General features: G+C 69.8%; 14 protein-coding genes and 1 pseudogene. 8 read left to right on the top strand and 7 right to left on the bottom strand.

All coding sequences use genetic code 11. The features are described 5' to 3' along the window. Positions 1-7: 7 nt before the first annotated feature. Together ACZ3IC_RS13105 and ACZ3IC_RS13100 are read right to left on the bottom strand one after the other, a co-directional pair. Positions 8-3,103, bottom strand: coding sequence for a glycosyltransferase family 2 protein (locus ACZ3IC_RS13105; RefSeq protein ID WP_467415580.1), 3,096 nt, complete (start codon positions 3,101-3,103; stop codon positions 8-10). Positions 3,104-3,240: 137 nt separating this feature from the next. Beyond that, a complete protein-coding gene (locus tag ACZ3IC_RS13100; protein ID WP_467415578.1) occupies positions 3,241-4,095 on the bottom strand; it encodes a hypothetical protein in 855 nt (284 codons plus the stop codon). A 58-nt stretch (positions 4,096-4,153) separates the two neighbouring features. Here ACZ3IC_RS13100 and ACZ3IC_RS13095 point away from each other — a divergent pair, with 58 nt between their 5' ends. The 4 genes from ACZ3IC_RS13095 (at position 4,154) to glmM (ending at position 8,844) form a co-directional block, all read left to right on the top strand. Continuing rightward, on the top strand, positions 4,154-5,782 hold the full coding sequence (locus ACZ3IC_RS13095) for an ABC-F family ATP-binding cassette domain-containing protein (protein WP_467416081.1): 1,629 nt from the start codon (positions 4,154-4,156) through the stop codon (positions 5,780-5,782). 442 nt (positions 5,783-6,224) lie between these two features. Continuing rightward, a complete protein-coding gene (gene rplM, locus ACZ3IC_RS13090) occupies positions 6,225-6,668 on the top strand; it encodes a 50S ribosomal protein L13 (protein WP_072486702.1) in 444 nt (147 codons plus the stop codon). Between the two features lie 44 nt (positions 6,669-6,712). Beyond that, complete coding sequence (gene rpsI / locus ACZ3IC_RS13085) at positions 6,713-7,240, top strand: 30S ribosomal protein S9 (protein WP_030914197.1); 528 nt, start codon at positions 6,713-6,715, stop codon at positions 7,238-7,240. A gap of 245 nt (positions 7,241-7,485) precedes the next feature. Then, positions 7,486-8,844, top strand: coding sequence for a phosphoglucosamine mutase (glmM, locus tag ACZ3IC_RS13080; RefSeq protein WP_467415574.1), 1,359 nt, complete (start codon positions 7,486-7,488; stop codon positions 8,842-8,844). Positions 8,845-9,245: 401 nt separating this feature from the next. On the opposite strand, the gene ACZ3IC_RS13075 is transcribed toward glmM, so the two are convergent. After that, on the bottom strand, positions 9,246-10,202 hold the full coding sequence (locus tag ACZ3IC_RS13075; protein WP_467415572.1) for a DUF389 domain-containing protein: 957 nt from the start codon (positions 10,200-10,202) through the stop codon (positions 9,246-9,248). A gap of 43 nt (positions 10,203-10,245) precedes the next feature. Continuing rightward, on the bottom strand, positions 10,246-11,241 hold the full coding sequence (gene coaA / locus ACZ3IC_RS13070; protein WP_467415570.1) for a type I pantothenate kinase: 996 nt from the start codon (positions 11,239-11,241) through the stop codon (positions 10,246-10,248). A gap of 443 nt (positions 11,242-11,684) precedes the next feature. Here coaA and ACZ3IC_RS13065 point away from each other — a divergent pair, with 443 nt between their 5' ends. Both ACZ3IC_RS13065 and ACZ3IC_RS13060 read left to right on the top strand, forming a co-directional pair. Beyond that, the gene (locus ACZ3IC_RS13065) at positions 11,685-12,572 is read left to right on the top strand and encodes a Bax inhibitor-1/YccA family protein (protein ID WP_467415568.1); all 888 of its coding nucleotides are present in this window, start codon (positions 11,685-11,687) and stop codon (positions 12,570-12,572) included. Positions 12,573-12,793: 221 nt separating this feature from the next. Beyond that, positions 12,794-13,111: a hypothetical protein gene (locus ACZ3IC_RS13060; RefSeq protein ID WP_467415566.1), complete on the top strand. Its 318-nt coding sequence runs from the start codon at positions 12,794-12,796 to the stop codon at positions 13,109-13,111. Positions 13,112-13,199: 88 nt separating this feature from the next. Here ACZ3IC_RS13060 and ACZ3IC_RS13055 read toward each other — a convergent pair whose 3' ends face one another. The 3 genes and pseudogenes from ACZ3IC_RS13055 to ACZ3IC_RS13045 all read right to left on the bottom strand — a co-directional run. After that, positions 13,200-14,039: a hypothetical protein gene (locus ACZ3IC_RS13055; protein ID WP_467416079.1), complete on the bottom strand. Its 840-nt coding sequence runs from the start codon at positions 14,037-14,039 to the stop codon at positions 13,200-13,202. Between the two features lie 422 nt (positions 14,040-14,461). Next, a complete protein-coding gene (locus ACZ3IC_RS13050) occupies positions 14,462-15,682 on the bottom strand; it encodes an acetyl-CoA C-acetyltransferase (RefSeq protein WP_467415564.1) in 1,221 nt (406 codons plus the stop codon). Positions 15,683-16,007: 325 nt separating this feature from the next. Further along, a pseudogene (locus ACZ3IC_RS13045) lies at positions 16,008-17,015 on the bottom strand (SGNH/GDSL hydrolase family protein); the annotation flags it as partial. 155 nt (positions 17,016-17,170) lie between these two features. Here ACZ3IC_RS13045 and ACZ3IC_RS13040 point away from each other — a divergent pair. Next, positions 17,171-18,577, top strand: coding sequence for a cystathionine beta-synthase (locus ACZ3IC_RS13040; RefSeq protein ID WP_467415561.1), 1,407 nt, complete (start codon positions 17,171-17,173; stop codon positions 18,575-18,577). A 401-nt stretch (positions 18,578-18,978) separates the two neighbouring features. After that, complete coding sequence (locus ACZ3IC_RS13035) at positions 18,979-19,824, top strand: MurR/RpiR family transcriptional regulator (RefSeq protein ID WP_467415559.1); 846 nt, start codon at positions 18,979-18,981, stop codon at positions 19,822-19,824. Positions 19,825-20,008: the final 184 nt, after the last annotated feature.

The following is a 20,008-nucleotide window of genomic DNA, read 5'->3' as shown; positions in this document are numbered from 1 at the left end:
CCGGCCGTCAGCGCTTGCTTATGATCCGGGCGACCCGGCGGATCAGGCCCGGCTTGCGGGTCGGGGCCGCGGGGGCGGCCGGCTTCGGCGGCTTGGGCACTTCGACGCGCAGCGACAGGTCGCGGTGCGGATTGGTCCAGTACGGGGTGATGCGGAGCTTCTGCTCGGTGGGGTGCGGTACGGCGGTGAGCTGCTCGGAGACCTCGGGTGCGCGCACCCTGCCGAGGCGGGCGGACTTGGCCCAGCCGAACGCGTTGAGGCGTACGGACAGGTCCCAGACGCCTTCGCCGAGCGGTGAGCCGGCCACCGCGCGGGCGGGATCCAGTCCGGCGGAGCCGGTCACCGTCAGACCGCCGTTGGCACGGACCACATTGCTCTGCGTGACCAGGCGGTACTCGGCGCCACTGCTGCGTTCCCGCAGGACCAGGACCGCGGATGCCTTGTCCGGGGCGGCGCCGCCGGTGAGCGGTTCGGCGGCGAAGCGGTCGAGGAGGGGCTGGGGGAGGCCGGTCGGGGCGAGGGCGTGCCGGTCGCCGTCGGCGGCCGTGATTCCGACCGGGCCGTCGGCGGCGTGCAGCCGGGCGCCGAAGGCGATGTGCATCGTGCCGTCGTCCTGCCACGACAGCTCGGTGAGAGTGGCGTGGCAGGCGATGGAGTTCTCCCACTCGATGAGCCGCACCAGGGAGTCCTGGTCCTCGTCCTCGATCAGGCCGAAGGCCACGCGGCGGGAGACCGGAAGACCTGCCACCGCGGTCTCGGACACCCGGCCGCTCAGCGCCTTGCGGATCTCGTGGAGGAGCTCGGTGCGGGCCTCGTCGTCCAGCCCCGGGATCTGCTTGCCGCCGATCCGGTCGAGCACCTCGACGCGCAGCCAGCGCCGGTGCAGTCGGTCGCGCGCCGCGCCGGGACCGGCCAGGGTGTCGGCGGTCTCCAGGAGCACGGGCAGCACCGCGTAGAACTCGGCGGCCGGCACGGGGGGCGTGGGCCGCTTCGGGCCGTAGTGGTAGCAGACGTGGCTGCCGAGTACGGCGGCGTGGCCCGCCCGTAGATAGGCCTGTGCGGTGAACAGCTGCTCGGACAGCGGGTGCTGGTCCGCCGGGAAGCGGAGGGCGTGTTCGGCGAGGAAGGCCCGGTCGAAGAGCTTGTTGGCGGTGAGGCTGTCGGCGAGGGGATCCTTGGCGAGCGTTGCCCGGGGCCGGTCCCGGACGAAGAGTTCGCGCGGCAGGGCACGGTCCTTGCCCGCGAGCTTGCCGACGACGATGTCGGCGTCGTGCTCCCAGCCGTAGTCGTACATCCGCCGCAGTGCCTCGGGGGCGAGGCGGTCGCCGGGCTCCATGAACAGCACGTACTGGCCGGTGGCCGCGTCGATTCCGGCGTTACGGGGCGCGGCGCCGCTCGCGGGGCGCACCTCTGCGTCACCGCTGCCGACGAGGACGACGTCGACGTCATGGGCGGGGAGTGTCTGGGCGGTGAGCGAGTCGAGGGTCTCCCGGAGGGACTCCGGCGCGGCCCCATCGGTGGGGATGACGACGCTGACCTTGGGCGGGCGAGGCGTGGGGGGATCGTCGGTGGCGCGTACCACGAGGGTGAGGCCGGTGCCGGTGTGGGCGGGGGTGATCTCGTGGCCGGTGAGGATCTGCGGGGCGGGGACGAGGAGTTCGGCGACCGGGCTCGCTTCGCCGAGTTCCGCGTACCGGTCGAGACCGGCTCCGGACAGCCGGACCTGGACCTGCCAGGTGCCCTCCCCGAGCGGTCCGCCGCCGGCGGCATGCCGCGGGTCGATCGTCACGGTCCCCGTGACGAGGGGGCGTACGAGCGTGACGCCGTCGGTACCGCGCTCCTCCTCGAGCACCAGGGACGTCCGGTGCGGGAGGACCCACACATGTGCGGTCTCCGAGTGGCGCAGCAGCACGTCGACCTTGAAGGTCTTCAACTCGCTTGTCACATCGACGGGTTCGTCGAGGATGCCGTCCGTCAGATAGGGCGCGAGGAAGTGCCGGTCGCCGTCGCGGGCGAGTACGAGCCCCGAGCCGCCCGGCTGTTCCTCGAAGCGCGCGGTGAACGCGACCTTGAGCCGGTCGCGGTTCCAGGTCGCGGATGTCGCCGTGCAGCGGGCCCTGAGGTCCGTCTGGCGGAGGGTGAACTCGCCCAGTGCCTCGGGCCGGTTCTGCCGCAGCAGCGTGGAACGGACCCGCTGGAGCGCGGCCAGACCGTCGTGCATGCCGTCGGTGACGAACTCCTCGGCCAGTTCGCGTACCGCCTCGAACGGGTCGTCCTCGAACCTCGGGTCCATGAGAGCGCCACGCGCCGGTACGCCGAGCCTGGACAGCATCTCCACCCGGTAGAAACGGCGGAGAAGACGGTCGCGGTCGGGTCCGGGCCCTGTGCCCTCGACCACGGTGGCCATGATCTGGCGCAGATTTCCGTAGTACCAGCGCGGGTCCATGAGCGCGGTGCCGGCGTTCTCCTCGTCCTCGCGCGCCCAGTACGAGTACGTGACGTAGTCGCCGACCACCGAGACGACGGACGCCTTGAGATAGGAGCGGACCATGAAGAGCTGGTCCTCCAGAATCCAGGGACCTTCGGGGTGCACGATGCCGTACTCCCGCAGGAATGCGGTGCGGAACATCTTGTGCGGCGTCAGGCTGTCGATCAGCGGCGCGTTCCAGACGGTGCAGGACTCACGGGTCCGGCTCATCAGCCCGTAGGGAATCCCGCGGCTGCGGAAGTTGCTCGCGACCTTTCCGATGACGATGTCGGAGCCGTTGCGCTCCGCCATGGCGTAGAGCCGCTCAAGGGCTTCGGGCGCCAGGCGGTCGTCGTGGTCGGCGAACTGGACATACTCACCGTTGGCCTGATCGACGCCGATGTTGCGGGGCCTGCCCGGCCACCCCGAGTTCGGGATGCGGGTCATCCGGAAGTGGTCGTGCTCGGCGACCAGGGCCTCCAGGCGCGAGGGCGTGTCGTCGGTCGAGCCGTCGTCGACGAAGAGCACCTCGAACTCGTCCGCCGGCAGCGTCTGCCGCAGCATCGAATCGACCAGTGCTTCGATGTGGCTTCCCGAGTTGTACGTCGGGACCACCACCGTGACCTTGACCGCCATGCCACCCACGCCTTCAGTCGCGCGCAATTCCGTCACATCGGACTCGCAGACCCTACACAGGTGGGCTCGGAGGCGTCGACGAAATCATTCCGGGGCCGCTGCCGCTCCGCCGTGCGCCCGGCGTCGCCAGGACCCGGTCAGCTGCTGGGGGCGGTGGCCGCCGCCGAGGCCTGGAGTTCGCCGCGGTGGCGGATCTGGCGGAACGTGAAGTTCGTCAGGTCGTCACCGGTGGCGTAGACGTTCTTGTCGGCCGCGGTGACGTTCTTGCCGCTGGTGAACCCGCTGATGGTGAAGTAGGCGTAGCGGCCGTAGGAGTTGGCGGTAAGGCGGCACACCGATCCGGCGGGGCAGAAGGCCGGCACGCCCGCACCGCTCAGTGTGGCGATGCTGCCGCTCGACTGCTGGGCCGCCTTCTTGGCCTGCGCCTCCGTCCCGAAGACCGCGAGGCCGATGGTGACGGCGACGCCGTCCTTGCTGTACGTGGCCCGGATGACCTGGTCGCAGCCGTTGCCGGTGAGGATCGAGCCGAGTGCGCCCTTGGTGGTCGCGGCGCAGTTCTTCGTCTGCTGCGTCGCGCCCTTGCTGTAGACGCGGTCGCCCATCGTCAGCTGCTTGCCGGGGAAGAACGCGTCGACGGTGATCGGCGCTTTGTCCTTCTGCGCGTCGGATATGTAGTCCTTCGGGTCCGGCGGCGGTGGTGGTGCCACCGAGGAGAAGGACGGCTCGGGCTCGGCGGTGTTGTCCGGCAGGTCGGTGGGTGCCGGCAGCTCGCTCGCGTTCTTGCCGGAGCCGGTGGAGCTGTTGCTGTTGGTGGTCGAGATGACCGCCGTGGCCACGATCGCGCCGACCGCCGCGGTGGCGAGCACGCCGCCGCCGATCAGCAGCCACTTCTTGCGGCGGCTGCGCGCGGCGGACTCGTCGGCCAGTGCTGCCCAGTCCGGAGTCTGTGTGCCCCCGGGCCCCCAGGAGGGTTCCCCTTGCCCAAAGCTCATGCGGCGAATCCTAGACGGAACGTAAACCGGTTGGGCCAGGGCTTCGTGGCCCGTGACAATGCTGTGCATGGGACATCTTGAAGCGGGCCATCTGGAGTACTACCTACCGGATGGGCGGGTGCTGCTCGGCGATGCTTCGTTCCGGGTCGCGGACGGGGCCGTGGTCGCCCTCGTGGGGGCGAACGGTGCCGGTAAGACGACGTTGCTGAGGCTGCTCGCCGGGGAGCTCCAGCCGCACGGCGGTTCCGTGTCGGTGAGCGGCGGGCTCGGGGTGATGCGGCAGTTCGTGGGCTCCGTGCGGGACGAACGTACGGTCCGGGACCTGCTGGTCTCCGTGGCCCAGCCCCGTATCCGGGAGGCGGCTCTGGCGGTCGACAGGGCTGAGGAGCTGATCCTCACCGTTGACGACGAGGCCGCGCAGATGAAGTACGCGCAGGCCCTGAGCGACTGGGCGGAGGCCCGCGGGTACGAGGCCGAGACCGTGTGGGACATGTGCACCATGGCCGCGCTCGGCGTCCCGTACGAGAAGGCGCAGTGGCGCGAGGTGCGCACGCTGTCCGGTGGTGAGCAGAAGCGGCTGGTGCTGGAGGCGCTGCTGCGTGGGCCCGACGAGGTGTTGCTGCTCGACGAGCCGGACAACTATCTGGACGTCCCCGGCAAGCGGTGGCTGGAGGAGAGGCTGAAGGAGACCCGTAAGACGGTGCTCTTCGTCTCCCACGACCGGGAGCTGCTGTCCAGGGCCGCCGAGAAGATCGTCAGCGTGGAGCCGAGTCCGGCGGGCAGCGATGTGTGGGTGCACGGCGCCGGCTTCGATACGTACCACCAGGCCCGCAAGGACCGGTTCGCCCGGTTCGAGGAACTGCTGCGGCGCTGGGAGGAGGAGCACGCCCGGCTGAAGGCGCTGGTGCACCGGCTGCGGCAGCAGGCCGCGATCAGCCCCGACATGGCGTCCCGCTACCGGGCGATGCAGACCCGCTTCAAGAGGTTCGAGGACGCGGGACCGCCGCCGGAGCCGCCGCGCGAGCAGGACATCACGATGCGGCTGCGTGGCGGCCGGACCGGCGTGCGGGCGGTGACCTGCGAGAATCTTGAGCTGACCGGGCTGATGAAGCCGTTCGACCTGGAGATCTTCTACGGGGAGCGGGTCGCCGTCCTCGGCTCGAACGGCTCCGGGAAGTCGCACTTCCTGCGGCTGCTCGCGGGCGAGCCGGTGGCGCACACGGGGGAGTGGAAGCTCGGGGCGCGCGTCGTACCGGGGCACTTCGCGCAGACGCACGCCCATCCCGAGCTGCTGGGACACACGCTCGTCGAGATCCTGTGGACCGAGTACGCCAAGGACCGGGGCGGGGCGATGTCCGTACTGCGGCGGTACGAGCTGGAGCGGCAGGGCGATCAGCCGTTCGAGAAGCTGTCCGGCGGGCAGCAGGCGCGGTTCCAGATCCTGCTCCTGGAGCTGGCTGGCACGACCGCGCTGCTGCTGGACGAGCCGACGGACAACCTGGACCTGGAGTCGGCGGAGGCCCTGCAGGATGGGCTGGAGGCGTATGACGGCACGGTGATGGCCGTCACGCACGACCGGTGGTTCGCGAAGTCCTTCGACCGGTATCTGGTGTTCGGCTCGGACGGTTTCGTACGGGAGACGACGGAGCCGGTGTGGGACGAGCGGAGGGTGGAACGGGCCCGGTGACGCGGTTGCTCCACGGTCCGGGGTGCGCCTTGTCCGTGTGGGTGGGGGTGGTGCCCCTCCGGGGAGTCTTCCCGGAGGGACCCCGGACCCCCGCACGACGGCCCAAGGCGCACCCCAGCGGGGAACCCGCACCAACCAGCCCGTCTGGCGATTGAGGACGGAACCCCCGGCAGCGGGGCCGGCCAGGCCGGGGAACCCCGCTGCCGCCCGCCCGAGGGCCACGCGTTTTGACCCGTCCGGGGCGGGGCGGGTAGTCTCGTCGATTGTTATGCGTATTGGCTTCGTCGTTCTCACGCGTAGGGCCCTTACGTAGGTTCTCTGGAGCAGTCACCAGTGGCTCGCATACGGGCAGCGTCCCCGGCATTGTGAGCCCCAGCTGCATGATCGCTTCAGAGGTGCCATGTGTCTGGACCCCATCCACTGAAGAAGCGAAGGCTACGAAGTGCGTACGTACAGCCCCAAGCCCGGCGATGTGACGCGCCAGTGGCACATCATTGACGCGCAGGACATCGTCCTGGGTCGTCTGGCCACCACGGCCGCGAACCTCCTCCGCGGCAAGCACAAGGCGATCTACGCCCCCCACATGGACATGGGCGACTTCGTCATCATCATCAACGCCGAGAAGGTTCACCTCTCCGGCAACAAGAAGACCCAGAAGATGGCGTACCGCCACTCCGGGTTCCCGGGTGGTCTCCGCTCCGTCCGTTACGACGAGCTGCTCGCCAAGAGCCCCGAGAAGGCTGTCGAGAAGGCCATCAAGGGCATGATCCCCAAGAACAGCCTGGGCCGTCAGATGCTCTCGAAGCTCAAGGTCTACGCGGGCGACCAGCACCCGCACGCTGCTCAGCAGCCGGTCCCGTTCGAGATCACCCAGGTCGCGCAGTAGTTCCGGCCTCCCCCTAAGACCAAAAGAAAGATCTGAGGAGAATCGTGGCCGAGACCACTGTTGAGAACCCCGTCGAGGGCACCGAGGGCGAAGAGGTCTTCGCCGAGGTGACCACCTTCGAGTCCGAGGTTCCCGTCGAGGGCGAGTACACCAGCGAGTCGCTGGCTTCCCGCTTCGGCGACCCGCAGCCCGCCGCCGGCCTTGGCCGTCGGAAGAACGCCATCGCCCGCGTCCGGATCGTTCCGGGCACCGGCAAGTGGAAGATCAACGGTCGCACCCTTGAGGACTACTTCCCCAACAAGGTGCACCAGCAGGAAGTCAACGAGCCCTTCAAGGTGCTCGAGCTCGACAACCGCTACGACGTCATCGCCCGCATCTCGGGTGGCGGCGTCTCCGGTCAGGCCGGCGCCCTGCGCCTCGGTGTGGCCCGTGCGCTGAACGAGGCGGACGTGGACAACAACCGCGCCCCGCTGAAGAAGGCCGGCTTCCTCTCCCGCGACGACCGTGCGGTCGAGCGCAAGAAGGCCGGTCTCAAGAAGGCCCGTAAGGCCCCGCAGTACAGCAAGCGCTAAACCGCCTGCTCATCTGCTTTACACGTTCGCCCCGGCGGCACATCTTGTGCTGGCCGGGGCGTTCGTATATCGGCACCCCCGGGCGTATAACGGCATAAGGCGTTCATACGCTTGCGTTGCGTCGCGTTGCGTCGACTGGCGCCGCGTTGTGCCACGTTGTGCGCACCGTATTGCTGTATCGCTTTGCTTTGGTTTGCTTTGTGTTGGTTTGGTTTGCGGTTTCGGAGCATCTTCGGAGGACACCAGTGGGACGACTCTTCGGCACGGACGGTGTGCGTGGTGTCGCCAATGCGGATCTGACGGCTGAGCTCGCGCTCGGTCTGTCGGTCGCTGCGGCGCATGTGCTTGCCGAGGCGGGCACCTTTGAGGGGCATCGGCCGACAGCCGTGGTGGGGCGCGACCCACGTGCGTCCGGAGAGTTCCTGGAGGCCGCCGTCGTGGCAGGCCTCGCCAGCGCGGGCGTGGACGTCCTGCGGGTCGGTGTGCTGCCCACCCCCGCGGTGGCGTACCTCACCGGCGCGCTGGGCGCCGACCTCGGCGTGATGCTCTCCGCCAGCCACAACGCCATGCCGGACAACGGCATCAAGTTCGTCGCCCGCGGCGGACACAAGCTCGCCGACGAGCTGGAGGACCGGATCGAGACGGTCTACGAGCAGCACCGCACCGGTGAGCCCTGGGCGCGTCCGACAGGCGCCGGGGTGGGCCGGGTCACCGACTACGCCGAGGGCTTCGACCGGTACGTCGCCCACCTCGTCGCCGTCCTCCCGAACCGGCTCGACGGGCTGAAGGTCGTCCTCGACGAGGCACACGGCGCGGCCTCCCGGGTCTCGCCCGAGGCCTTCGCGCGGGCCGGCGCCGAGGTGATCACGATCGGTGCCGATCCGGACGGTCTGAACATCAACGACGGCTGCGGCTCCACCCACCTGGATCTGCTGAAGGCCGCAGTCGTCGAGCACGGCGCCGACTTCGGCATCGCGCACGACGGCGACGCCGACCGCTGCCTCGCTGTGGACGCCGCGGGCGCGGAGGTCGACGGCGACCAGATCCTGGCCGTACTCGCCCTCGCCATGCGCGAGGCCGGGCAGTTGCGCAAGGACACCGTGGTCGGCACGGTCATGTCCAACCTCGGCTTCAAGATCGCGATGGAGCGGGAGGGCATCCAGCTCGTCCAGACCGCCGTCGGCGACCGTTACGTACTGGAGTCGATGAAGGCCGAGGGCTACGCGCTGGGCGGCGAGCAGTCCGGCCATGTCATCGTCCTGGACCACGCCACGACCGGCGACGGCACGCTGACCGGCCTGCTGCTGGCGGCCCGGGTCGCCGCCACCGGCCGTACGCTCGCCGAGCTGGCCGGAGTCATGCAGCGGCTGCCCCAGCTGCTGATCAACGTCCCCGACGTCGACAAGTCCCGGGTCGGGACCTCCCCGGAGCTGGCCGCTGCGGTTGCCGAGGCCGAGCGCGAGCTGGGCTCCACCGGGCGCGTGCTGCTGCGCCAGTCGGGCACGGAGCCCCTGGTACGGGTCATGGTCGAGGCGGCCGACATCGAGCAGGCACGGGCGGTCGCCGAGCGGCTGGCCGATGTGGTGAAGTCCGCGCTCGGCTAGTGCCGTGACCGGCGGCGTCCGCCCGGAAGGAGCGTCGTCCAGTGCGGGCGTGCTGGACGACGCGACGGGGCAAAGCGTGCCGGGCGAGGGACCAGGGCGTCTTTCGAAGGCCCCGCCCGCCCTCTGGGTGGACGGCGACTTTTGAAACACGCCCCGGAGCGTGACAGCCGGATCACGTTGTTCCTGGGCGAGGTACCCGCACCGGCCGGGTACCGGCCGGTCTCGGTCAGTGGGCTGGTGCTGACCGTCGATATCGCACCGGCAGACGACAGGGCGACGTGGAGCTCGCTGGAATCGGCTGAGAGCGCAAGCCCCGTGGCTCCGTTCTCGGCCGTGCTGTGCCGAGGCGGCACAGCTCCGCACCAGGGTGCGCCTCCCCGTTCGCACCGAGCCTGTCGGCGCTATTCGCCGGCCGGGCTCGCAACACGGCCCGTCCGGCGGTGGTGTGCCGCCCACAGGGCCTTCTGGACCAGCAGCGTCAGCGTCCCCGCGACCACGATCCCGCCGAGGTTCGCGAGCAGTTGGGCCGTGGAGCCCGACATCTGCCCGTAGTCGCTGTAGCTGAACGCGACCGCCGCATTGGCCGCGGCCGGTACCGTCGTCACCGAGATGGCGACCCCGATCAGTGCCCCGGACTTCGCCGAGGTGAGCGAGAGCGTCCCGCCGATCCCGGCCAGGAACGCCACCACGAACGACATCCAGTCCGGCTGCCAGATGAACGCCGTGTTGGGCCGGGCGGCCTCGATCATCGAGCGGTTGAACAGCCCGAAGGCGTCCATCAGCCAGGCGAACCCCGCCGTCAGTAACATCGCGACGGCGAAGCCGCCGATCAGGGCCACCAGCGACCGCCACACCAGACGCGGAGCGCGCTGCACCAGGGCCGTGGAGATCCCGGCCAGCGGTCCGAACTCCGGGCCGACCGCCATCGCGCCCACGATAAGGATCGCGTTGTCGAGCATCACACCGCAGGCGGCGAGCATCGTCGCGACCGCGAGGAACGCCACATAGGTGACGCTGAACGTCGACTCCTCGTGGGTCGCGTCCGTCAGCTCCTCCCACAGCACCGCGTCCGCGCCCTCGCCCGGCGCCTCGTCCTCGGCTCTGTCGGCGTGCACGGAGAGCATGAGGTCCATGTTCTCGACGGTGATCGAACCGGACTTGTCGATACCGAGCCTGCGCAGCGCGGAGATCAGCTCGTCGCCCGCCTCGCGGGCCACATCGCACAGCACCACGTCACCCGCCGGGTTACGGGCGACTCCGGACATCACCACGAGATGCGTCGTACCGACGGTGTCTTCCATCAGGCGCACCACCTCGTCCGTACGGTCGGCGGGGACGATCAGGCGCAGATGCAGCAAGCGACGGGCTCCTCGGTGAAGGGCTACGGCAGGCGTCAGAGGTTCAGAGCTTGCGCAGGGACAGCCGCTGGACCTTGTGGTCCGGCCCCTTGCGCAGCACCAGAGTGGCACGGCCCCGGGTAGGAGCGACGTTCTCCACCAGATTGGGCTTGTTGATGGTCCGCCACATCGTCGCCGCGTACTCCATCGCCTCCTCCTCGGAGACCTGGGTGTAGGTGCGGAAGTACGAGAACGGGTTCTGGAACGCCGTCTCGCGCAGTGTGCGGAACCGGTTGAGATACCAGGTCTCGATGTCCTCGGTCCGCGCGTCCACGTACACACTGAAGTCGAAGTAGTCGGCGAGCCCGACCCTGGTCCGCCCGTCCTTGCCCGGCAGCGCGGGCTGCAGCACGTTGAGCCCCTCGACGATCAGGATGTCGGGGCGGCGTACGGTGAGCCGCTCGCCCGGCACGATGTCGTAGATCAGATGCGAGTAGACGGGCGCCGTCACCTCGTCCTTGCCCGCCTTGATGTCGGCGACGAAACGGGTCAGGGCCCGCCGGTCGTACGACTCGGGGAACCCCTTGCGCGACATCAGCCCGCGCGCCCGGAGTTCCTTCATCGGCAGCAGGAACCCGTCCGTGGTGACGAGCTCCACCCGGGGATGCTCGGGCCAGCGGGCCAGCAGCGCCTGGAGGATACGGGCAGTGGTGGACTTGCCGACCGCGACACTGCCCGCGACCCCTATGACGAACGGGGTGCCGCGCTGCGCGCCGTGCCCGTTGCCCGCGTCCCCGAGGAAGGTGTTCAGAGCGCCGCGCAGACCCGAGGTGGCCTGGACATAGAGGTTGAGGAGCCGGGAGAGCGGCAGGTAGACGTCCCGTACCTCGTCGAGGTCGATGACGTCCCCGAGCCCGCGCAGTTGCTCCACCTCGTCGGCGGTCAGCGGCAACGGCGTCTTGTCGCGCAGAGCGCTCCACTCGGCGCGCGACAGGTCGACGTACGGCGTCGCTGCGTGCTCGGCGCGGCGGTGGGTGCTCCGTAGCGGCGAAGTGATCACGTGTTCATTGTCGCGGGAGTTCCGACGGCGTGGGGGGTGGGCTCGGTCACGTGGGGGGACGGCGGGGCTCGGGCCGGCCCACTGCTCCAGTGGGCCGCCCTCGACGGACCCGTTCCGGCAGAGCCGGCTGTTCTGATCCGTCCGGTACGAGCCGAGTGTTCATGGCCAAGGACCTGACGCAGCCCGCGTAGCCATGACGCCGTCACCGCCATGCCGCGAGCACGTCTTCAGGACCCCAGAGGGCAGTCAGTCCCTACCACCCCGGCCGGTAATCACTCGTTCGGGTGTGTGCATGGGGAGTGTGGGCGACCGGCTCGGGCTTTCGGGCGGGCGGTGCTTCGGGTATCGGTTTCGAAAAGATCCTCCCCAAGCACGAGTCTGATTCTTTTGCCTACCCATTACTCTTGTGGGAAGGCCACGCAGGGTGGCCATGGAGGAGTGAGATGAGGAGCAGCAACCCGGTCTTCTCGCGACGGGGCTTCAGCCGCGACAACGGATATGCGGGCTTCAACGCGGCGCCGCAGGCCGGGGCCCCCGCAGCGGGCGCCAACCCGTACGCGCAGGGCACCGCCGCCAACCCGTACGCCACCAACCCCTACGCCCAGCAGGACACCCAGTACGGCGTTCCACAGGCCCCGGCGCGTTCCGGTGCGATGACGATCGACGATGTCGTCACGCGCACGGCGATCACGCTGGGCACCGTGGTGCTCGGCGCCGTGCTCTCCTGGGCCCTGCTGCCGGTCGACGAGGCCAACCTCGGCAAGTCCTACGGCATCGCGATCGGCGCCGCCCTGGTGGCGTTCGTCCTGTCGCTCGTCCAGTCCTTCAAGCGCAAGCCGGTTCCGGCGCTGATCGTCTCGTACGCGGCCTTCGAGGGTGTCTTCCTCGGAGTGATCTCCAGCGCGGTCAGCACGTACATCGCGCCGGGCGTCGTGATGCAGGCGGTGATGGGCACCATGTGTGTCTTCGCCGGCGTGCTCCTCGCATACAAGATGCGCTGGATCCGTGTCACCCGCCGCTTCTACGGCTTCGTGATGGCCGCCGCCATTGGCTTCATGCTCCTGATGATGGTCAACCTGCTGTTCGCCGTCTTCGGCGGCGGTGACGGGCTGGGCCTCCGCAGCGGTGGCCTCGGCATTCTCTTCGGCGTCATCGGGGTCATCCTCGGTGCGTGCTTCCTGGCCCTGGACTTCAAGCAGGTCGAGGACGGCATCGCGTTCGGCGCCCCGCGCGAGGAGTCTTGGCTGGCGGCCTTCGGCCTCACCATGACCCTGGTGTGGATCTACCTGGAGATGCTGCGTCTGTTCTCGCTCCTCAGCGGCGACGACTGACGCACAGACCCGCAACGGGTGACGGAACGGGCCCGCAGGCACTGCCTGCGGGCCCGTTCGTTTCTCACGCGTGCCTGGAGCAGCTTGCGCGCGGCCCTTCTGAGGCCGTACTCAGCGCCTTCGGCGCCTCCGACGCATAGCGCGTTGCTGGTCCTTCCCGACACCGTGCCTGGGCATCGGCCCATTGGTAACCATCCCGGGAGGGCGCGTAGGGTCGCGGAGTGCTCGATACGACCCCGCTGATCACCGCCGTGGACCGATTCGCCGACCGGCTGCGCGCCGCCCCACAGAGCCGTCTCCAGCGTGGAGCGGCTGCCGAAGGGCTGGCGACGGCCAGGGAATTGGCCCTGCGGGCCCAGCGCATCGAGGCGCCGGACCGGGAGCCGCGGATCATGTCGGACGCCGGTATCTTCGCGATCGGCGACCAACTCGCCGTGGCGGGTCGTGACTTGGCGGTGGCACTGGAAACGGCCCCGTCGGCTGAGCTGGACGAGGCCGTGCAATTCGTGGCGGAGGCGGCTGCGCGGGCGTTCGCGTAGCGGCGGGGTGGCGGGGTGGCGGGGTGGGCTGTGGTGCGTCCCGGGGGCGGCGGCCGGCGGGAGCCGCTCTGCCCGGATGCCCCGGGGGCTAGAACGAGGCGATGACGCGGTCGGCGAGGATGTAGACGCTCTCCTTGCCGCAGGAGAAGGTCAGGGCGTACGCGCCGGAGACACCGGAGCCGCCCAGCAGGACCGGGTGCTCCCCCGCGAGCAGCGCCTCGGCCAGGCGCTCGGCCGTCTCGCGGTGACCGGGGGTCATGCAGAGCGTGGTGCCGTCGGCGAAGACATAGACGTCGAGGGTGCCGAGCGGGCCGGGGCGCACATCGGCGAGTTCCGTACGGCTGTCGGCGAGCTCTTCGAGGCGGTTCACGGTGCGCTCGTGGTCGGTGACGACCGGGGTCTGCACCGGTACGAAGTCGGGGTGCGAGGGGTGACGGCGGCGGGCCGCGGCCAGCTCGGGGGAGTCCTCGGTGAACTCGGCCGCCTCGGGCGGCTCGGTCATGTCCGCCAGCTCCGCCAGCTCCGTCAGCTCCGTCAGCTCTTCGAGCGCCTCGGTGGCGTCGAGGTCCATCGCCTCCAGACCCGCGAAGTCGGCCTGGCGCGGCATGAAGAACGGCGCGTCCTCGCCGATCCCGGCCAGACCGCCCAGCAAGGACGGGGCGTCGGCGGCATCGCGCGCTTCCTGGGAGGCCCAGAAGGCGCGGGCCTCGGCGAGCTCGCGCTCCCGCTCCTCGGCCAGCGCTTCGGCCACGGCCGCGCGTATCTCCGCGGCTGGGGTGAGGTCGTTGCGGCTCTGGGCGGGCACGGCGGCACCATGGACACGGACCGCGGTCAGCTCCGCACGAAGGGCCGTGATCTGCTTGCGCAGCCCGTGAGCAGCGTGCAGAGCAGCGGCGCCGACGGCCGTGGCGGCGACGGTGGTCAGCAACAGGGCAAGAGGCATGGCGCTCACTGACATACTCCCGGTTTCAATCGATCCCCCGACTTCCTACCTCAGCTTGTCCTCCGCCTGCGCCCGGTGTCAGTGCATTACGTCACGAATTGGACAGGTAATTGGGCCTGGGGTTTAACCCTGGTATGGGTGTGACCTGCGGGAATGGCTCTCCCCCAGGAGATAGGTCACATCCTGGGGGAGATTCGGTCACGGTCGGGGCTCGGAACCGGCCTGGGACGTGGCCGTTCCCGGCCACGTTCCAGGCCGGTTACTGGGCTGACGCCTCAGGCGACTCCTACCCTCCGCTACAGCTCAGCTCAGCTCAGCCGCTCGGGTTTGTGGTCGCGTTCGCTTCGCTTTCGCTGCGGGCAGGTGCCGCCTTCGTACCTCAGGCGGCCCCTACCCTCCGCTACAGCTCAGCTCAGCCGCTCGATGACCATTGCCATGCCCTGACCGCCGCCCACGCACATGGTCTCCAGGCCGAACTGCTTGTCGTGGAACTGGAGGCTGTTGATCAGCGTGCCGGTGATCCGGGCGCCGGTCATGCCGAAGGGGTGGCCGACGGCGATGGCGCCGCCGTTGACGTTGACCTTCTCCAGGGGGAGGCCGAGGTCGCGGTAGGAGGGGATCACCTGGGCGGCGAACGCCTCGTTGATCTCGGCCAGGTCGATGTCGTTGATGGTCAGCCCGGCACGCTTCAGCGCCTGCTTGCTGGCCTCCACCGGTCCGTACCCCATGATCTCGGGGGAGAGGCCGGAGACACCGGTCGAGACGATCCGGGCCAGCGGGGTCAGGCCCAGCTCGCGCGCCTTGGTGTCGGACATGATCACGAGCGCGGCGGCGCCGTCGTTGAGCGGGCAGCAGTTGCCCGCGGTGACCAGGCCGTCGGGGCGGAAGACCGGCTTCAGGCCCTGCACGCCCTCCAGGGTGACGCCCGCGCGCGGGCCGTCGTCCTTCGAGACGACCGTGCCGTCCGGGGTGGTGACCGGGGTGATCTCGCGCTCCCAGAAGCCGTTCTTGATGGCTTCCTCGGCGAGGTTCTGCGAGCGGACGCCGAACTCGTCCATGTCCTGGCGGGTGACGCCCTTGAACCGGGCCAGGTTCTCCGCGGTCTGCCCCATCGCGATGTACGCGTCCGGGACCAGGCCGTCCTCGCGCGGGTCGTGCCAGTCGGCGCCCTCCTGCTCGGCGCGGGCCGCGGTGCGGGCCTCGGCGTCGGCGAACAGCGGGTTGTGCGTGTCCGGCAGGCTGTCGGAGTTGCCCTTCACGAAGCGGGACACCATCTCGACACCGGCCGAGATGAAGACGTCGCCCTCGCCTGCCTTGATGGCGTGCAGCGCCATCCGGCTGGTCTGGAGGGAGGACGAGCAGTAGCGGGTGACCGTACAGCCGGGAAGGTGGTCCATGCCCATCCGTACGGCGATGATGCGGCCCAGGTTGTTGCCCTGCTCGCCGCCGGGGAGGCCGCAGCCGAGCATCAGGTCGTCGATGTCCTTCGGGTCCAGCTCGGGAACCTTGGCCAGTGCGGTCTGGATGATCGTGGCGGTCAGGTCGTCCGCGCGCAGGTCCTTCAGCGAACCCTTGAAGGCCCGGCCGATGGGGGAACGGGCAGCAGAGACGATCACGGCTTCGGGCATCACGCGGCTCCATGAGGGCTGGAAGGCGGGTTCTGGCAGGTGCTGAATGGGAAGTTACCTGTACGTAGGTGCTGGGTCACCGGGCAGCGCATGTGACGCCGACCTCTTTTCTAAGCGACCGCTCAGTCGATCAATTGGCGGGGAGGTTGCGCGACTCCCCGTAGGACTCTCCGTACGGATCCCCGTGCGAGTCCCCCAGTAGCTCCTTGCGTGGCTCCTCGTGCGCGGCCCCCTGCGGTTCCTCGTGCGCGACCCTCTGCGGTTCCTCGTGCGCGACCCCCCGCGAATCCCCCTGCGTCTCCGGGTGCGCCTGCGGCTCCTCGTGCGTCTCCGGGTGCGCCTGCGGCTCCTCGTGCGTCTCCGGGTGCGGATGGGGCTCCGTGGCCGCGGGAAGACGCCGCCGCCTGCGGTGCTTGAGGAGCGCCCAGGGTGCCCGGGCCCCCGTGACCTCCGTACCGGCCTCCCTGGCCGCCTGGGAGGCTGCCTTGGCCACCGGCAGCATGTCCTCGCGCCGGGCCCCGTCCAGACGGTCGGACTCCGGCCACAGCCCCAGCACCGCACAGAGCGTGGGCAGGACCGCCATCGCCGCCGTGGCGTACCCCTCCGCCGACGGGTGGTAGTTGTCAGGCCCGAACAGCTCCCGCGGATTCGCTTCGAACTCCGGTCCCAGCAGGTCGCCCAGCGACACCGTGCGCCCGCCCTGCTCCACCGAACCGATCGTCTGTGCCGCTGCCAGCTGCCGGCTCACCCGCCGGGCCAGCCAGCGCAGTGGCTGGTAGACCGGCTCGATCGTGCCGAGATCCGGGCATGTGCCGACCACCACCTCCGCACCCGCCGTACGCAGCCTGCGCACCGCGGTGGTCAGGCAGCGCACCGACTGGGTGGCGGGCATCCGGTGCGTCACATCGTTCGCCCCGATCATGATCACGCAGACGTCGGGCGTACATGACGTGTCGGCGAGCAGCAGCGAGACCTGCCGTTCCAGATCGTCCGACCGGGCGCCCGGCTGCGCCACATTGCGCAGATCCACCGGCCGCTCGGACACCGCCGCGAGCCCCGAGGCGAGCAGCGCCCCCGGTGTCTGCCCGGCCCGGCGCACCCCCTGCCCGGCCGCCGTCGAGTCACCCAGCAACCCCAGTCGCAACGGTTCCGCAGGACCGGTGAACGCCACCCCGTACCGCCCGTCCGCGCTCGGCGGAACCGGTGCGATACCGCCGCCCACCTGCCGTTTCGCCAGCTGGACCTCCGCCAGCAGTACGCCTACCGCCGCTGCGCCGAGCAGCCCGATGCTGCCGCCGCCGTAGGCCGCGCCCGCCGCGATCCGCCGTGCCACCCTTGCCCTCGACACAGTCCGGTCCACCTCCTCGTTGCCGTACCGCCGTACATACAGCTAACTGCCCCGCAGTGACCGTCGCTCAATCGCTTCGCCCAATCTCGCGCCCGTACGCATACGCTTGCCGCACCATCTCGGAGACTCCGGAGTACACGGTGCAATTCCACGATTCGATGATCAGTCTCGTAGGCAATACCCCGCTGGTGAGGCTGCACAGTGTGACGGCCGGCATCCAGGCGACGGTCCTGGCCAAGGTCGAGTACTTCAACCCCGGTGGTTCGGTCAAGGACCGCATCGCCCTGCGCATGATCGAGGCCGCCGAACAGAGCGGCGAGCTGCAGCCCGGCGGCACAATCGTCGAGCCGACCAGTGGAAACACGGGCGTCGGCCTGGCGATCGTCGCCCAGCAGAAGGGGTACAAGTGCATCTTCGTCTGCCCGGACAAGGTGTCCACGGACAAGATCAATGTGCTGCGCGCCTACGGTGCCGAGGTCGTCGTCTGCCCGACGGCCGTTGACCCCGAGCACCCCGACTCGTACTACAACGTCTCCGACCGGCTGGTCCGCGAGACACCGGGAGCCTGGAAGCCCGACCAGTACTCCAACCCGAACAACCCGCGCTCCCACTACGAGACCACCGGTCCCGAGCTGTGGGAGCAGACGGACGGGAAGATCACCCACTTCGTCGCGGGCGTCGGCACCGGCGGCACGATCAGCGGCACCGGCCGCTATCTGAAGGAGATCAGCGGCGGCGAGGTCAAGGTCGTCGGCGCGGACCCGGAGGGCTCGGTCTACTCCGGCGGCTCCGGGCGTCCGTATCTCGTCGAGGGCGTCGGCGAGGACTTCTGGCCGAGCGCGTACGACCGTACGGTCACGGACGAGATCGTCGCCGTGTCCGACAAGGACTCCTTCCAGATGACCCGGCGCCTCGCCAAGGAGGAGGGCCTGCTGGTCGGCGGCTCCTGCGGCATGGCGGTCGTCGCCGCCCTGGAGGTCGCGAAACGCCTGGGCCCAAACGACGTGGTCGTCGTCCTGCTGCCCGACAGCGGCCGCGGCTATCTGAGCAAGATCTTCAACGATGAGTGGATGGCCGACTACGGCTTCCTGGAGGGCACCGGCCCGTCCGCGCGCGTCGGGGACGTGCTCGACCACAAGGACGGCCCGATCCCGACGCTCGTCCACATGCACCCCGAGGAGACCGTCGGCGAGGCGATCGACGTCCTGCGCGAGTACGGCGTCTCGCAGATGCCGATCGTGAAGCCGGGCGCGGGCCACCCGGACGTGATGGCCGCCGAGGTCATCGGTTCGGTCGTGGAGCGGGAGCTGCTGAACGCCCTGTTCGCTCAGCGCGCCTCGCTCTCCGATCCGCTGGAGAAGCACATGTCGCCGCCGCTGCCGCAGGTCGGCTCCGGCGAACCGGTCGAGGACCTGATGGCGGTGCTCGGCGGCACGAACGCGGCGGACGCGGCGATCGTGCTGGTGGAGGGCAAGCCGAAGGGCGTGGTGAGCAGGCAGGACCTGCTGGCGTTCCTCGCCAGGGACGCGGCGGCCGGCAAGCCGTAACGGGTCCGGGAGGCCGGGCTTCGCGAAAACGGTACGGGCGCGACACGTACGCGCAGCACCGGCTTAGACCGACCGGCAAATGGGGGGTGGGAGAAGGAGCGGGACCGCCGTCGTCCCGCCCCCTGGGCAACCGGGGGTGCGGCGGTCCCCGCGATACATCCATGCGCGAGGGCACCGAAGAGCAGTGTGGCCGGTCGCAGCCTTCAGTTCATCGGGGTGCGGCCCTCAGCCCTGCCGGGCGGACCCCGTGCGTCCGGGGCGGTGCCGGAACCAGGGCCCGAGCAGTGGCGCCATCCCCCTCCTCGGTGCGCCGCCGCTGCATATGGACATGCAGGCGCCTTGCTGGCTGAATGGATTTGTCGGGCCGGACCATGGTGCGACGGATCTACCGAGGGGACAGCATGAGCGGGAGCAGCCCGGCCGCACGGTTGCAGCAGCTCTTCGAGGGGCGTCGGCTCACACCCACCCAGCGGCGCATCGCGCACTCGATGGTGCGCAGGGCCGGGGACGTTCCGTTTCTGTCGAGTGTGGAGCTGGCCGAGTTCGCCGGGGTCAGCCAGCCGTCCGTCACCCGGTTCGCCGTGGCGCTCGGGTTCGACGGCTATCCGGCGCTCCGCAAGCACCTGCGGGAGGTCGCCCCGGCCGAGCCCGCGCGGGGAGGCCGGGACGAGGCGTACAACGAGTACCAGCAGGCCGTCCTGGGCGAGATCGAGAATCTGCGGCATCTGGCCGAGCTGCTCGCCGACCCCGGGCCCGTCGAGCGGGCGGGCAGGCTGCTGGCGGCCTCGCGGCCGTTGCCGGTGCTCGGGCTGCGGGCCGCCTCCTCGCAGGCGCGCGGGTTCGGGTACTTCGCGGCCAAGGTCCACCCCGATGTCCGGGTGCTCGACGAGGGCGGCAGCATGCTGCACGACCGGATCGACGCCGCGCGGCGGGCGGGTGCCACCGCTCTGATCTGCTTTGCGCTGCCCCGGTATCCGAAGGAGGTCGTGGACGCCCTCGCGTACGCGCAGGAGCAGGGGCTGACCGTCGTGTCGGTCGCGGACTCCGCTTTCGCACCCGTCGCCAAGTGCAGCGACTTGCTGATCCCGGCCGCCGTCGGCACCGGGCTCGCCTTCGACACCGCGTGCGCGCCCATGCTGCTGGGGCGGGTGCTGCTGGAGGCGATGTGCGACGATTTGCCCGATGCGCAGGCCCGGCTGGAGGAGTTCGACGCGAGGGCTGCGGCGCGGGGGCTGTTCGTCGAGTGACGGGTGGCGGCGACGCCCTGGCAGGATCACGTATTGAGAGCAGGACCACGTACTGAGGGCGACCCCTGCAACCTCGTCGATTCTCAGGCATTGCTCATGTGAGGCTATTAATCTCCCGGCCCAGAAGGATGGGAAGGCGCTGCGGAGAAGGGCGCTGTGGAGAGGGGTACGGACGTGGGGCGCG

The sequence above is a fragment of the Streptomyces sp. NPDC002958 genome (assembly GCF_055563255.1).
Note: the sequence above shows the minus strand (reverse complement) of the source record. Positions and strands in the feature narration are given on the sequence as shown.

Coding starts and splice junctions, on each gene's coding strand:
- ACZ3IC_RS13105 (WP_467415580.1), bottom strand. CDS start 3,103: ATGGCGGTCAAGGTCACGGTGGTGGTCCCGACGTACAACTCGGGAAGC.
- ACZ3IC_RS13100 (WP_467415578.1), bottom strand. CDS start 4,095: ATGAGCTTTGGGCAAGGGGAACCCTCCTGGGGGCCCGGGGGCACACAG.
- ACZ3IC_RS13095 (WP_467416081.1), top strand. CDS start 4,154: ATGCTGTGCATGGGACATCTTGAAGCGGGCCATCTGGAGTACTACCTA.
- ACZ3IC_RS13065 (WP_467415568.1), top strand. CDS start 11,685: ATGAGGAGCAGCAACCCGGTCTTCTCGCGACGGGGCTTCAGCCGCGAC.
- ACZ3IC_RS13050 (WP_467415564.1), bottom strand. CDS start 15,682: ATGCCCGAAGCCGTGATCGTCTCTGCTGCCCGTTCCCCCATCGGCCGG.
- ACZ3IC_RS13035 (WP_467415559.1), top strand. CDS start 18,979: ATGAGCGGGAGCAGCCCGGCCGCACGGTTGCAGCAGCTCTTCGAGGGG.